At 73.4% G+C, this 13,876-nt stretch carries 14 protein-coding genes; 2 read left to right on the forward strand and 12 right to left on the reverse strand.

Annotation, left to right across the window (positions count from 1 at the left end; all coding sequences use genetic code 11):
* Window positions 1-51: 51 nt before the first annotated feature.
* The 5 genes from ACIRRH_RS07770 to ACIRRH_RS07790 all read right to left on the reverse strand — a co-directional run bounded on the left by ACIRRH_RS07770 (window position 52) and on the right by ACIRRH_RS07790 (window position 4,285).
* Window positions 52-1,059 (reverse strand): lysophospholipid acyltransferase family protein, encoded by a 1,008-nt coding sequence (locus ACIRRH_RS07770; RefSeq protein ID WP_403063168.1) that lies wholly within the window; start codon window positions 1,057-1,059, stop codon window positions 52-54.
* Window positions 1,060-1,066: 7 nt separating this feature from the next.
* Window positions 1,067-2,212: an NAD-dependent epimerase/dehydratase family protein gene (locus ACIRRH_RS07775; protein WP_403063171.1), complete on the reverse strand. Its 1,146-nt coding sequence runs from the start codon at window positions 2,210-2,212 to the stop codon at window positions 1,067-1,069.
* A 151-nt stretch (window positions 2,213-2,363) separates the two neighbouring features.
* The gene (locus ACIRRH_RS07780; protein WP_003948845.1) at window positions 2,364-2,462 is read right to left on the reverse strand and encodes a 30S ribosomal protein bS22; all 99 of its coding nucleotides are present in this window, start codon (window positions 2,460-2,462) and stop codon (window positions 2,364-2,366) included.
* Between the two features lie 191 nt (window positions 2,463-2,653).
* Window positions 2,654-2,863: a helix-turn-helix domain-containing protein gene (locus ACIRRH_RS07785; protein WP_045699258.1), complete on the reverse strand. Its 210-nt coding sequence runs from the start codon at window positions 2,861-2,863 to the stop codon at window positions 2,654-2,656.
* A 225-nt stretch (window positions 2,864-3,088) separates the two neighbouring features.
* Window positions 3,089-4,285 carry an acetoin utilization protein AcuC gene (locus ACIRRH_RS07790; protein WP_403063174.1) on the reverse strand — a complete coding sequence of 399 codons (1,197 nt, stop codon included), beginning with the start codon at window positions 4,283-4,285 and terminating at the stop codon, window positions 3,089-3,091.
* Between the two features lie 238 nt (window positions 4,286-4,523).
* On the opposite strand from ACIRRH_RS07790, the gene ACIRRH_RS07795 reads away from it, so the two are divergent.
* The gene (locus ACIRRH_RS07795; protein WP_403063177.1) at window positions 4,524-4,988 is read left to right on the forward strand and encodes a hypothetical protein; all 465 of its coding nucleotides are present in this window, start codon (window positions 4,524-4,526) and stop codon (window positions 4,986-4,988) included.
* Window positions 4,989-5,016: 28 nt separating this feature from the next.
* On the opposite strand, the gene ACIRRH_RS07800 is transcribed toward ACIRRH_RS07795, so the two are convergent.
* On the reverse strand, window positions 5,017-6,240 hold the full coding sequence (locus ACIRRH_RS07800; RefSeq protein WP_403063180.1) for an MFS transporter: 1,224 nt from the start codon (window positions 6,238-6,240) through the stop codon (window positions 5,017-5,019).
* Between the two features lie 138 nt (window positions 6,241-6,378).
* Window positions 6,379-7,206, reverse strand: a complete 828-nt coding sequence (gene proC / locus ACIRRH_RS07805; protein WP_403063183.1) for a pyrroline-5-carboxylate reductase — start codon at window positions 7,204-7,206, stop codon at window positions 6,379-6,381.
* Between the two features lie 167 nt (window positions 7,207-7,373).
* On the opposite strand from proC, the gene ACIRRH_RS07810 reads away from it, so the two are divergent.
* Window positions 7,374-7,823: a hypothetical protein gene (locus ACIRRH_RS07810; protein ID WP_403063186.1), complete on the forward strand. Its 450-nt coding sequence runs from the start codon at window positions 7,374-7,376 to the stop codon at window positions 7,821-7,823.
* An 83-nt stretch (window positions 7,824-7,906) separates the two neighbouring features.
* Here ACIRRH_RS07810 and ACIRRH_RS07815 read toward each other — a convergent pair whose 3' ends face one another.
* The 5 genes from ACIRRH_RS07815 to ACIRRH_RS07835 form a co-directional block, all read right to left on the reverse strand.
* A complete protein-coding gene (locus ACIRRH_RS07815) occupies window positions 7,907-8,419 on the reverse strand; it encodes an EamA/RhaT family transporter (RefSeq protein ID WP_403063188.1) in 513 nt (170 codons plus the stop codon).
* A gap of 83 nt (window positions 8,420-8,502) precedes the next feature.
* The gene (ilvD, locus tag ACIRRH_RS07820; RefSeq protein ID WP_403063191.1) at window positions 8,503-10,347 is read right to left on the reverse strand and encodes a dihydroxy-acid dehydratase; all 1,845 of its coding nucleotides are present in this window, start codon (window positions 10,345-10,347) and stop codon (window positions 8,503-8,505) included.
* A gap of 135 nt (window positions 10,348-10,482) precedes the next feature.
* The gene (locus tag ACIRRH_RS07825; RefSeq protein WP_403063194.1) at window positions 10,483-11,271 is read right to left on the reverse strand and encodes a class I SAM-dependent methyltransferase; all 789 of its coding nucleotides are present in this window, start codon (window positions 11,269-11,271) and stop codon (window positions 10,483-10,485) included.
* Window positions 11,272-11,316: 45 nt separating this feature from the next.
* Window positions 11,317-12,120 (reverse strand): sugar phosphate isomerase/epimerase family protein, encoded by an 804-nt coding sequence (locus tag ACIRRH_RS07830; RefSeq protein WP_403063700.1) that lies wholly within the window; start codon window positions 12,118-12,120, stop codon window positions 11,317-11,319.
* Window positions 12,121-12,829: 709 nt separating this feature from the next.
* Complete coding sequence (locus ACIRRH_RS07835) at window positions 12,830-13,792, reverse strand: Ppx/GppA family phosphatase (protein WP_403063197.1); 963 nt, start codon at window positions 13,790-13,792, stop codon at window positions 12,830-12,832.
* Window positions 13,793-13,876: the final 84 nt, after the last annotated feature.

Here is a 13,876-nt window from a genome sequence, read left to right on the forward strand (position 1 = left end):
CCTCGCCGTACCCGGCGGGCTCTCGGGAGAGCACCGTCGGAAGAACGGGCGTCAGAAGAACACCGAACGCCGCTGCACCAGCAGCTGGTAGAGGGTGTGCTGGATGGTCTCGCGCACCTCGTCGGCCAGGTCGAAGACCAGCATCGGGTCGTCCGCCGCCTCCGCCGGGTAGGTGTCGGTGGCGATCGGCTCGCCGAAGCGGATCGTCCACTTGGTCGGCAGCGGCAGCATCCCGAGCGGGCCCAGCCACGGGAAGGTCGGGGTGATCGGCACGTACGGCAGGCCCAGCAGCCGGGCCAGCGTCTTCACGTTGCCGATCATCGGGTAGGTCTCCTCCGCCCCGACGATCGAGCAGGGCACGATCGGCACCCGGGCCCGCAGCGCCGAGGCGACGAAGCCGCCGCGGCCGAACCGCTGGAGCTTGTAGCGCTCGGAGAACGGCTTGCCGATCCCCTTGAAGCCCTCCGGCCAGACCCCGACCACCTCGCCGCGCTCCAGCAGGGCCTGGGCATCCTCGTTGCAGGCCAGCGTGTGGCCGGCCTTGCGGGCCAGCTCGTTGATGCCGGGCAGCACGAAGACCAGGTCGGCGGCGAGCATCCGCAGGTGCCGCCGGGCGGGGTGGTGGTCGTGGATGACCACCTGGGTCATCAGGGCGTCCAGCGGGACCGTCCCGGAGTGGTTGGCGACGATCAGCGCGCCGCCCTCGGCCGGGATGTGCTCCACGCCCTGGACGTCGATCCGGAAGTACTTCTCGGCCAGCGGGCGCAGCAGCGAGAGCAGCACCTCCTCGGTGAGCTCCCGGTCGAAGCCGAACTCGTCCACCTCGTAGTCACCGGTCACCCGGCGGCGCAGGAAGGCCAGCCCCTCGGCGGCGCGGCCCTCCCAGCCCTTGCCGAACAGCCGGGTGGCGGCCGGGCCGAGCGGTCCGGACAGCGCCCCGCCGACGGCCCCGGCCAGCCGGTCGGCCAGTTTCGGCCCCTCGGGCGTGGTCCAGCTGGGGGCGGACTCGATCGGGATGACCTTGGCCTCGCCCGGCGCATTCTCGGCTGCGGCACTCATCGCGGGTTCAGCTCCTCGGTCGGCGGGGGCGGTTCGGTACGGCGGGCGGTCCTGCGGACGGTCCGGCGGACGGTCCGGCGGACGGTCCGGCGGGCGCGGCCCCTTCCGGGCCGAGCAGGGCGGTCAGCCGGTCGGTGGCGGCGGCCAGCCGCTCGGGCGGCAGCAGGCCCGGGCCCCCGGCGGCGGCGAAGTCGGCGAAGGCCTCCGGAGTGCTGAACGCCGGGCGGTAGCCCAAGGTGTCGCGCAGTCGCGCGGTGTCCACCACCCGGCCGTGGGTGAGCAGCCGCAACTGCTCGGGCGAGACGTCCACCAACCGGGTCTGCCGGGCCAGCGCGGCCATCCAGCTGACCGCGGGCAGCAGCAGCGGCAGCATGGGCCGGCCGAGCCGGCGGGCGCACTGGGAGAGCAGCAGGACGCCCTCCCCCGCCACGTTGAAGGTCCCGGTGTTGACGGTGCCCGGCGCGGGCTCGCCGGCGGCCCGGCAGAGCACCGCGACGGCGTCGTCCTCGTGCACGAACTGCAGCCGAGGGTCGTAGCCGAGGACGGTCGGCAGCACGGGCAGCGCGAAGTACTCGCTGAGCGGGGTGTCCGCGTTCGGGCCGACGATGTTGGCGAAGCGCAGCACCGTCACCGCGACGTCCGGGCGGCGCCGGGCGAAGCCGCGCACGTAGCCCTCGACCTCCGCCGCGTCCTTGGCGAAGCCTCCGCCGGGCGGGTCCTTGGGCTGCATCCGCTCGCTGAACACGGCCGGGTCGCGGGGCGCGGAGCCGTAGACGCCGGTGGTGGACTTCACCACCAGTCGGCGCACCCCGGGGGCCTTCTGGCAGGCGCCGAGCAGCTGCATGGTGCCGATCACGTTGGACTCCTTGACCGCGGAGCGGTTGGTGGAGCCCAGTCCGGTGGCGCTGACGCTGAGGTGCACCACGGTGTCCACCTGGTGCTCGGCGAGCACCCGGGAGAGCACCGGGCGGCGCAGGTCGAGCTGGTGGAAGCGGTACGGGGCGGCCGGGCCGGCCGGCTCCTCGGGCGGCAGCCCGGGCGGCTGCACGTCCACGCCGACCACCAGGTCCACGCCCGGCCGGCGGCGGACCTCGGCGGCGAAGCGGGCACCGAGATGGCGTGCCACGCCGGTGACGAGCACGACCACACCCACGGTGCTGCACCCCATTCCCTCGACCCGAGCGGCCTGCGTGCACCGTACCGTGCCGCCCCACCGGGCCGGGAAACGACACCGCCCGCCCGGGCCACGACGGGCCCGGGCGGGCGGTGGAAGCGCTGGGCGCGCTAGGCGCGGCCGGGGGCGCTTACTTCTTGTTGCGACGCTGAACGCGAGTCCGCTTCAGAAGCTTGCGGTGCTTCTTCTTGGCCATACGCTTGCGACGCTTCTTGATGACAGAGCCCACGGAACAACCCTCGCTCACTGAGACTCTCGCCCGTGAGAGACGGAGTCCATACGACTGACGTGAGGGCCTAGCCTACCTTCCGGTTGCCCGGGGCTGTAAATCGCGCCCCCGGCAGCCGGAGAACTCGGGGGAAATCCCCGGCGAACGGGTGCGGGGCCCACCGATGCGGCCCCCGCACCCGCGCGCCTCCGCTACGCGCTCTCGAGCCGCACGTAGGACTCCTTGAGGTACTCGTGCACCGCCTGCTGGGGCACCCGGAAGGACCGTCCGACCCGGATGGCCGGCAGCTCTCCGCTGTGCACCAGCCGGTACACCGTCATCTTGGACACCCGCATGACCGCGGCGACCTCCGCCACGGTCAGGAAGACGACTTCCTGAAGGGGGCGCTCGACGGAACTCATGACCATCACCCGACCCTTACCCGTGTGCAAGGCACCGGCTTCCCCTCCGGTGACTCCACCGGCACACGTGTATCCCCAGAGTAGTTATGGGTGGTACCAGTGGGAAGAGGGGAAGTGCAGTCCTCGTACGGTGAGAGATAGGACTGTTGCAGTACGTAGCCGCCCGGCGGATGGCACCGCTCGGGGTACGCACGGGCCGGGCCGGGCGCGGCCGGGAGGGCGGGTTCAGGCCAGTAGTCCGTGCTGGGGGAACACCGCTCGGCGGGTGGCGAGGATGGCCTGATCGAGTCGGTCGGCCGGATCGTAACCCGAGTCGAAGTCGCGCCAGACCGGGCGGGCGCCGTCGGTCATCCGCAGCGGGGCCGGGCGGCGGGTGCGGCGGTAGACCTCGGCGCGCCAGGACTCGGGGGTCTCGGTGGCCGGGTCGACGGGCCGGGCGGCGGCGGTGGCGACCAGGTGGGTCCAGGTGCGCGGGACGACGTCCACCACGGCGTAGCCGCCTCCGCCGGTGGCCACCCAGCGGCCGCCGGCGTGCTGGTGGGCGAGGTCGTGCAGCGCCTCGGCGATCAGCCGCTGGGCGTCCACGGTGACGGCGAGGTGGGCGAGCGGGTCCTCCAGGTGCGTGTCGGCGCCGTGCTGGGTGACCAGGACCTGCGGCCGGAAGGCGTCGAGCAGTTCGGGCACCAGCGCGTGGAAGGCGCGCAGCCAGCCGGCGTCGCCGGTGCCCGCGGGCAGCGGCAGGTTGGCGGCGGAGCCGGGGGCGCCCTCGCCGCCGGTCTCGATCGACCACCCGGTCTGCGGGAAGAGCGTGGCGGGGTGCTCGTGCAGCGAGACGGTGAGCACCCGGGGGTCGTTCCAGAAGGCCGCCTGGACGCCGTCGCCGTGGTGGACGTCCACGTCGACGTAGGCGACCCGCTCGGCCCCGAGTTCGAGCAGCCGGGCGATGGCCAGCGCCGGGTCGTTGTAGACGCAGAAGCCGGAGGCCTTGCCGGGCATCGCGTGGTGCAGCCCGCCGGCGAAGTTGACGGCGTGCGGGGTCTCGCCGCGCCAGACCGCCTCGGCGGCGGCCACCGACTGGCCGGCGATCAGCGCGGAGGCCGAGTGGATCGCCGGGAAGGACCAGTTGTCGTCGGTGCCGAGTCCGTGCAGGGGGTCGGAGCGCTCGGGGTGGGCGGCGGCATTCCGGACCGCCTCGATGTACTCCCGGGTGTGCACCAGCCGGAGGGTGGACTCGCCGGCGGGCGGCGCGGAGCGGACGGTCACCCCGGGCCCGGTGCTCAGTCCGAGCGCCTCGACCAGGCGCATGGTGAGGGCCAGCCGGGTCGGGTCCATCGGGTGGCCGGGGCCGAAGTCGTAGGCGGTGACGGCCTCGTCCCAGAAGAGGTGCAGGCCGCAGGGGGTGTCACGCTCGGCTTCGGGCATGGCCTCCACCGTAGCGGGTGGCGGTGGCCGGGCGGCCGCCAGGGCGCGCCGGGGCAGTGCTCGTGGGGACGGCCGGACGGCAGGTGCGCGATGAAACTACGGAAGTTGTGGGGCAGCTGTGGAGGCGCGTGTTGAGGCGGTGCAGACAAAAGCTTTGCGACTCCATATCCTCTCCGCCATGAAGCCATTCAGCGTGCAACGCCTTGGGGTAATTCTCGCTGCAATACTGGGATTTGGCGTGTTCTTCGCCGCCCAGCCGGCCTCCGCCGCGGTCAGCGGCACCACCTTCGCGGTCGACAAGCCGACGGCGAAGGCGGGAGACCAGCTGACCCTGACGCTGTCCCTCACCAACACCGAGAACAGCGCCATCTACTTCGCCTACGAGTCCGTCCAGCCGACCTGGCCGGCCAACACGCAGGCCGGAGCGTTCACCGTCGTCAGCTGCACCGGTGACACCTCCGACTGTGCGATCAACGGGAACAGCGCCAACTTCCACTTCAACGCGCCGATCGCGCCCGGGGCGACGAAGAGCGTCACGCTCACCGTCAAGATCACCGACACCCCGTCGTGGGGCACCGCGCCGTACACGCTGAACTGGGCGCCGTACGTCTACTACGAGTTCGGCCAGGTGGGCGGCACCACCACGGCCAAGGACCAGAGCTGGACCTTCGGCCTGCCCGAGCTCCAGACCGTGATCAGCTGACCCCACGCTCCGTCGACCGCCCCCGCCGTCACCCGACGGCGGGGGCCAGGGCCGGTGCCGGGGCGAAGCGGTCGGCCAGCGGCAGGACGGCGAGCACCAGCAGCATCGGGGCGAGCAGCGCCCAGCGGTACGAGCTCGCGTCCGCGATCGCGCCGACCAGCGGCGAACCCAGCAGGAACCCCGCGTAGTTGAAGAGGTTGAGCCGGGCCACCGCGGCGTCCGAGTCGGCCGGGAAGAGCCGGCCGCCGGCCGCGAACACCTGCGGGATGATCGCGCAGATGCCGAAGCCCAGCACGGTGAATCCGGCGATGCCCGCCCAGGCGGCGGGCGCGAGGGCGGCCACCGCGAAGCCGAACGCGGCCAACGCGGCGCCGGCGCGGACCACCGGGACGGCACCGAGGCGCTGCACCGCGCGGTCGCCCAGGGCGCGGCCGAGCAGCATCGCGACCATGTAGCCCAGGTAGGAGAGCTTGGCGAGGTCCTCCGGACTGCCCAGCCCGTCGGTGAGGTACTTGACGCTGTAGTTGGAGACCGAGGCGTCCGCGATGTACGCGAAGGCCATCGCCAGGCAGAGCGGCAGCAGCGGACGCCAGGGGACGGAGCGGGCGGCGGCCTCGGCGGCCTCCCGGACGGCATCATCGAGCTCGGCCGGCCCGGCGGTGGGGGTCCCCCCGGCCGAAGGCCGGGGGAGGGTGCCGGTCAGCACCGCGAGGGGGGCGACCACCGCGGCGGCCGTGCCGAACAGCACCGGCAGTCCGAGGGCGTAGTGCGAGCCGAGGCCCGCCAGGGCCGCGCCGAGGATGCCGCCGAGGCTGAACGCGGCGTGGAAGCCGATCATGATCGAACGGCCGTAGCGGTGCTGGAGCCCCACCCCGAGCATGTTCATACTGGCGTCCAACGCGCCCACCAGCAGACCGAACGCGCCGAGCGCCAGGGCGAGTTGCCACAGCGCGCCGCCCAGCCCGACGGCCGCCAGGCTGAGGCAGACGGCGGGCTGGACCACCCGCAGCACGGCCCGCGCGCCGGTGCGCTTCACCAGCTGCTCGGAGAGGATCGAACCGACCCCGGCCAGGACCGGCACCGCGGCCAGGAAGACCGGCAGCAGCCCGTCGCTCAGCCCGTACCGGTGCTGGATCTCCGGGATGCAGGTGACCAGCAGGGCGAAGACGGTGCCCTGGAGCAGGAAGCTGACGGCGAGCGCGGCCCGCCCGGCGCGCAGGCCGGGCGGGATCGTGGGGGGTGCGGCACTCAAGCGGACCTCCAGGCGACCTCGCTACCGACCGGTAGGACGATGTTGGCGAGAGCGTAGGGGGTGCGCCGCGATTGCGGGAGGGGTCGCGCAGGGACTTCTGCCGCGGGATTCCGCAGGCCGTTTCCCCGTTGCCTCCCGCTACTTCCCGCCCGAGGCCAGCTCCCGGGAGCGGTCCCGGGCCGCCTCCAGGGCGCCGAGCAGGGCGGCCCGCACCCCGTGGTTCTCCAGCTCGCGGATCGCCGCGATGGTGGTGCCGGCCGGAGAGGTGACCGCCTCGCGCAGCTTCACCGGGTGCTCGCCGGAGTCGCGCAGCATCACCGAGGCGCCGATCGCGGACTGCACGATCAGGTCGTGCGCCACCTGCCGGGGCAGCCCGAGCAGGATGCCGGCGTCGGTCATCGCCTCGACCAGGAAGTAGAAGTAGGCCGGGCCGGAGCCGGACAGCGCGGTGGCCGCGTCCTGCTGGGACTCGGGCAGCCGCAGCGCCTTGCCGACCGAGCTGAAGATCTCCTCGGCGCGCACCAGGTGCTCCTCACCCGCGTGCGAGCCGGCCGAGATGACGCTCATCCCCTCGTCCACCAGGACCGGGGTGTTGGGCATCACCCGGACCACCGGAGTACCCGGCGCCAACCGCTCCTCGAACCAGGCGGTGGGGATGCCGGCCGCGGCCGAGATCACCAGCCGGTCCGGACCGACGTGCGGGGCCAGCTCCTCCAGCAGGGTGCCCATGTCCTGCGGCTTGACCGCGAGGATCAGGGTGTCGGCGAGCTTGGCGGCCTCGATGTTGGAGACGGCCACCACGCCGTAGCGGGCCGCGAGTTCGACCGCGCGCTCGGGGCGTCGGGCGGTCACCAGGACGTCGGCCGGGTTCTTGCCGGCCCGCAGCAGACCGGAGAGCAGGGCCTCGCCGATCTTGCCGGTGCCCAGGAAGGCGATCTTCTGTCCGTGTGCTGCGCTGCTGCCCATGGTCCACTCCTTGCCTCGGTGCTGCGGCCATCCTCGCACCGCCCGGCGGCACCCGCGGGGACCGTCCGCTCCGTGGTCGCAACGGACCCGAACGACCCTGCCCCTAGGGAGAAATCTCGGGGGTTTCCCCTATGGCCTCCCGGCTCCGGCGGGCGCACCGTGGAGCCATGGCACACGACGAAATGTCCCGACGTGAGAACCGGCAACTCGCCGTCGCCTCGGCGACCGTGGGTCCGTGGCGGACCGCCGCGGGGGTCGGTGCGGTGGTGGGGGCGACGGCCCTGGGGATCGAGGCGATCTCCGGGAACTGGTCGCTGAGCATGCTGGCCTCACCGGCCGGCTGGGGCCTGTTCTTCTTCTTCCTGGTCGCCACCGTCGGCGGCCGACTGCGGCACGACACCGCCGACCGGCGGCTGCGCCGCTGGGCGAACGAGCACCCGTGGCAGTCGGCGCTCCCGGCGGCCGGCGGCCTGCTGGCGCTGAACACGCTGGCCCAGCTGTTCCTCGGCGACGCGGACCTGTTCGAGGCCTTCTTCATCTCGCTGCTGCCGGCCGGCCTGCTGCTGGCGATCGCCGGGGTGGTCGGGTCGGTCAAGCAGGCCCGCGGCAAGGACTGAGCAGCCTGAGGGCCAAGCAGCGGCGCGGGTCCGGACGAAGCGGGGTGAACACCGGGTGCGGCACGGTCGGCCGCAGCTGACGGTCAGCGCTTGCGCTTGGCGCCGGGCCGGCCACTGCGCCCCGCCCGGCGCTTCCCGTGCTGCTCGACGGCCCGCTGGTAGGCGGCCCGCTTGACGCCCTCGCCGGGGGCCTCGACCAGGCTGCGGACGAAGTAGGCGGCCAGGGAGCCGGCCCCGCCGATCAGCCAGACCGCGCCGAGCGACGCGTCCTCGGCCATCCAGCCGGTCAGCTGGTCCTTGCCCTCGGTGAGCATCTTCCAGGTGCGCCGCACGGCCATCATCGAGCAGACCACGATGGCGGCGGTCAGCAGCCCGTTCACGAAGCCGCCGCTGTCGGAGAGCGCGACGCCCTCGACGCCGAAGCGCAGCACCAGCACGGCGGCGGCGGTCGCGGCCAGGGCGCCGACCGAGACGCCGACCCGGCGCAGCCAGTAGCCGTTGTCCCGGTTGAGCCAGGTGGTGCCGAAGAAGCGGATCGGCTCCGGCTCGGGGGTGCCGGCGGGGGCGGGGGCGGGGATGGGGGGCTGCTCGCTCACGCCGTCGATTATCACCCGACCGCCACATGCGGCGGAGGAGCCGTCCCGGCCTGCGGGACGGCTCCTCCTCGTTCCGTGCGGGCTCAGCCGAGCTTGCTCACGTCCCGGACGGCGCCCTTGTCCGCCGAGGTGGCCATCGCCGCGTAGGCCCGCAGGGCCTGGCTGACCTGCCGGTCGCGGTTCTTCGGCCGGTAGCCGCCCGCGGCCTCCAGGGCGCGGCGGCGCTCGGCCAGGACCTCGTCCGGGACCTCCAGGGAGATCCGGCGGCCGGGGATGTCGATGGCGATGGTGTCGCCGTCCTCGACCAGCGCGATGGTGCCGCCGGAGGCCGCCTCCGGGGAGGCGTGGCCGATGGACAGGCCCGAGGTGCCGCCGGAGAAGCGGCCGTCGGTGACCAGCGCGCAGGCCTTGCCCAGGCCCCGGCCCTTGAGGAAGGAGGTCGGGTAGAGCATCTCCTGCATGCCCGGGCCGCCCTTGGGGCCCTCGTAGCGGATGACGACGACGTCGCCCTCCTTGACCCGCTTGGCGAGGATCGCCTCGACCGCGTCCTCCTGGGACTCGACCACGACGGCCGGGCCGCTGAAGGTCCAGATCGACTCGTCCACGCCGGCGGTCTTCACGATGCAGCCGTCCTCGGCGAGGTTGCCGTACAGCACGGCCAGGCCGCCCTCGACCGAGTAGGCGTGCTCGACGCTGCGGATGCAGCCTCCGGCGGCGTCGGTGTCCAGCGACTCCCAGCGCTCGGACTGCGAGAAGGCCTCGGCGGAGCGGACGCAGCCGGGGGCGGCGTGCCACAGCTCGACGGCCTCGTCGGACGGGGAGCCGCCGCGCACGTCCCAGGTCTTGAGCCACTCGGCGAGCGAGTCGGCGTGCACGGTGTGGACGTCCTCGTTGAGCAGCCCGGCCCGGTACAGCTCGCCGAGGATGGCCGGGATGCCGCCGGCCCGGTGCACGTCCTCCATGTAGTACGAGCCGTTCGGCGCGACCTTGGACAGGCAGGGCACCTTGCGGGAGATCGCGTCGATGGCCCGCATGTCGAAGTCCAGCTCGGCCTCCTGGGCGGCGGCGAGCAGGTGCAGGATGGTGTTGGTCGAGCCGCCCATGGCGATGTCCAGGGCCATGGCGTTCTCGAAGGCGGCGCGGGTGGCGATCGCACGGGGCAGCACCGAGGCGTCGTCGCCGCCGTAGTAGCGGTTGGCGATCCCGACGACGGTCTGCCCGGCCTTCTCGTACAGCGCCCGGCGGGCGGTGTGGGTGGCGAGCACCGAGCCGTTGCCGGGCAGCGAGAGGCCGATCGCCTCGGTCAGGCAGTTCATCGAGTTGGCGGTGAACATGCCGGAGCACGAGCCGCAGGTGGGGCAGGCGTTCTCCTCGATGATCGCGATGTCCTCGTCGGAGACGTTCTCGTTGACCGCCTGGGAGATCGCGTCGACCAGGTCGAGCTTGCGCACGGTGCCGTCGACCAGGGTGGCCTTGCCGGCCTCCATCGGGCCGCCGGAGACGAACACGGTCGGGATGTCGAGGCGCAGCGCGGCCATCAGCATGCCCGGGGTGATCTTGTCGCAGTTGGAGATGCAGATCAGGGCGTCGGCGCAGTGCGCGTTGACCATGTACTCGACCGAGTCGGCGATCAGGTCGCGCGAGGGCAGCGAGTACAGCATGCCGCCGTGGCCCATCGCGATGCCGTCGTCCACGGCGATGGTGTTGAACTCGCGCGGGATGCCGCCCGCCTGCTTGATCGCCTCGGAGACGATCCGGCCGACCGGCTGGAGGTGGGTGTGGCCGGGGACGAACTCGGTGAAGGAGTTGGCGACCGCGATGATCGGCTTGCCGAAGTCCTCGCGGGCTACGCCGGCCGCCCGGAGAAGCGCCCGGGCGCCTGCCATGTTGCGACCGTGGGTGACCGTACGGGACCTCAGCTCGGGCACTGTGCTCCACTCCTTCGGGGCTCGCCGGCTCCCCGCTGCTGGGAGGGTTCGGGGGCCGCTGTGGGTACCGAGCCTACGCCCGCCGTCCGACCGGCAGACGGTCCGTCCGCGATGCGGGCAGGCGGCGGGCGGCCCTCAGCCCCGCTTGACGGCCACGGTGAGGTCCACGACGTACGGCTCGACCACCTGTCCGTCCGGGAACTCGGCCAGCAGCGCCGCGCGCTCGGTGGCGAGCAGCGGTTCGCGCTGCTCGGGGGTGAGCGAGGCGAAGTAGGAGCGCGAGGTGAGGTTGTCGACGACCTGGTCGACGGGCACCTGCCGCTGCCAGCGCAGCTTGGTGCGGGAGACCTCCAGCCCGGCGTCGGCGGCGGGGGCGATCAGCCCGGCGACCCCCTGGTAGCCGTGGTAGCGGCCGGACAGCTCGGCCGACAGCCGCTCGCCGCGGGCGCGCACCCACGGGACGGTCTCGTCGAAGACGTTCCACCAGGCCGCGACGGCGCCACCGGGCCGCAGCACCCGGACGATCTCGGGGACGGACCTCTCGGGGTGCGTCCAGTGGAAGGCCTGGGCGTAGGTGACCAGGTCGGCGGAGCCGTCGTGGAAGGGCAGGTCGTCGCCGCCGCCGCGGACCAGCGGGAGGTGCGGTGAGACGGCCTGGAACTGCGCGGCCATCCCGGCGGAGGGCTCGACGGCGACGACGTCCGCGCCGCGGGCCGCCAGCAGGCGGGTGGCGATGCCGGTGCCGGCGCCGACGTCCAGGACCCTGGCGCCCTTGAGCTCACGGCCCCAGAGCCGCTCCAGCTCGTCGAACAGCTCCTCCGGGTAGCCGGGGCGGCCGCGGTCGTACGCGGCGGCCACCGCACCGAAACTCCCGGCCAGCTCGCGGAAGTCACTGAGCCCGCCGAACTCCTGATCCCTCGCCACTCTTCCCCCTCGATAAGGCGGTTCGCACCGCTCGCGCCGGACGGCTCAGCGTACGTGCGAGGGGGTGGCCAGGTGCAAGCGGGTGAAGGCGAGCGCCTCGGCCAGATCGGCCTCGCGTTCGGCGGGGGAGGCCGCGCGGCGGGTGTTGACCTCCAGCACCACGTGGCCGTCGAAGCCGGTGCGGGCCAGGTGCTCCAGCAGTTCGGCGCAGGGCTGCTTGCCGCGGCCGGGGATCAGGTGTTCGTCCTTGCCGGAGCCGCTGCCGTCGGCCAGGTGGACGTGGGCGAGCCGGTCGCCCATCCGCTCGACCATGGCGAAGGTGTCGATCCGGGAGGTGGCGGCGTGCGAGAGGTCGATGGTGAAGTGCCGGTACTCCTCGTCGGTGACGTCCCAGCCGGGCGCGTACGCGAGCATCTCGCGGTCGCGGTAGCGCCACGGGTACATGTTCTCGACGGCGAAGCGGACATCGGTCTCGCCCGCCATCCGGTTGACGCCCTCGACGAACTCCCGGGCGTACTGGCGCTGCCAGCGGAACGGCGGGTGGACGACCACGGCGCTCGCGCCGAGCTTCTCGGCCGCCGCCCGGGCCCGGACCAGCTTGGTCCACGGGTCGGTGGTCCACACCCGCTGGGTGATCAGCAGGCAGGGCGCGTGCACGGCCAGGATGGGCAGCTGGTGGGCGTCGGAGAGCCGGCGCAGGGCGTCGATGTCCTGGCTGACCGGGTCGTTCCAGACCATCACCTCGATCCCGTCGTAGCCGAGCTTGGCGGCCAGCTCGAAGGCGACGGCGGTGCTCGCCGGGTACACCGAGGCGGTGGACAGCACCACCTTGGTGTCGGGGATGTGCAGGGCCGGGTGCCGGGGCAGCACCAGCCGGTCGGTGGTGCGCAGCAGCGGCGGGCGGGCGGCGTCGCGCTTGGCGGCCTTGACCGAGCGGACGGACTGGACGGCGGCCTTGGCGGCGCCGGCGGCCCGGGCTGTGCGGGTCTCCTTCGGGGTGGGCTTCTTCGGGGCGGGCTTCTTCGGGGCGGGCTTCTTCGGGGCGGGCTTCCCGGCGGTGGCCTGCTCCGTGGTGGCCGGTTTCGCCGCGGTCGTCCTCGTGGCGGCGGGCTTCGTGGCGGCCGTCCTCGCTGCTGCCGTCTTCGCTGCTGCCGTCTTCGCTGCCGCCGTCTTCGCGGTGCGCTGGGCGGCCTTGACCGCCTTCGCGGCCTGCTTCGCGGCCTGGGCGGCGGTGGCGCCCGTGACCGCCTTGCCGAGCCGGCGGCGCGGGCCGTCCGACCGCGACTGCCCGTTCCCGGGAGTGCGGCCCTCCTGCGTTCCGTCCTCGCCCGCTGGTTGCACCACGGGAGACAGCGTAAGCGGAGCACGCTGCGAACGGGGCGGGACGACAGGCGCAGTGACCATCGGCACGTTGTGTCGGGGACGGTCGATCGGTGGTCGATCGGTCATCGAGTCGGTCGTCGAGTCGGTCGTCGATCGGCGGCGAACCGGGGCGGGCGTCCGGCGCCCGGGTGTCGCGGTGCCGCCCGGCGGGACGGCCGTCCCGGGCGCGCCCGGGTTACGGGGTGAGCGCCGGGCGGCGGCGGTCGGCGGGGCTGTCCATGGCGTCCAGACGGCGCAGGATGATGCCCTCGCGCAGCGCCCACGGGCAGACGTCCAGCTCGTCCAGGCCGAACAGGTCCATCGCGGCGTCGGCGACCAGCGCACCGGCCAGCAGCTGCTTGGCCCGGCCCTCGGAGACACCGGGGATCCGCGCGCGCTCGGCGACGGTCATCGCGGACAGCCGGGGCAGCCAGGCGGCCAGCCCGCTGTGGGTGAGCCGGCGGTCGGTGTACGGGCCGGCGTCGGCGGGGGCGGCGCCGGTCATCCGGGCCAGCTGCTTGAAGGTCTTGGAGGTGGCGACCGCGTGCCGCGGCGGCCCGAGCCGGGTGATCTCGCCGACCACGGTGGCGAGCTCGGCCCGGATGTGGCGTCTCAGCCCGCGCAGCCCCTCCGGGTCGGCGACGTCCCCCGGCAGCCAGCGGGCGGTCAGCCGACCGGCGCCCAGCGGCAGCGAACAGGCGACGTCCGGCTGCTCGTCCAGGCCGCAGGCGATCTCCAGCGAGCCGCCGCCGATGTCCAGGTTGAGCAACCGGCCCGAGGACCAGCCGAACCAGCGGCGGACGGCCAGGAAGGTGAGCCGGGCCTCGTCCTGCCCGGAGAGCACGCGCAGCTCGACGCCGGTCTCGGCGGTCACCCGGCTCAGCACCTCCTCGCCGTTGGCGGCCTCGCGCACGGCGGAGGTGGCGAACGGGAGGATGTCGACGACGCCCTTGTCCTCGGCGACCCGCAGCGAGGAGGAGACGTGGCCGACCAGCCGCTCGATGCCGGCCTCGCTTATCGCGCCGTCCGCGTCCAGCAGCTCGGCGAGGCGCAGCTCGGCCTTGTGCGAGTACGCGGGCAGCGGGGCAGCGCCCGGATGGGCGTCCACCACGAGGAAGTGGACCGTGTTGGAACCTACGTCGAGCACACCGAGTCGCATAACTCTCCACGCTACGCGATCCGGATCCTGGTGAGAGCGGGTGCGGCGGTATTCACGCTGGTCCGGGACCGGCCGGCGGGCGGG

This window comes from Kitasatospora sp. NPDC101235 (assembly GCF_044767505.1).
Classification (GTDB): domain Bacteria; phylum Actinomycetota; class Actinomycetes; order Streptomycetales; family Streptomycetaceae; genus Kitasatospora.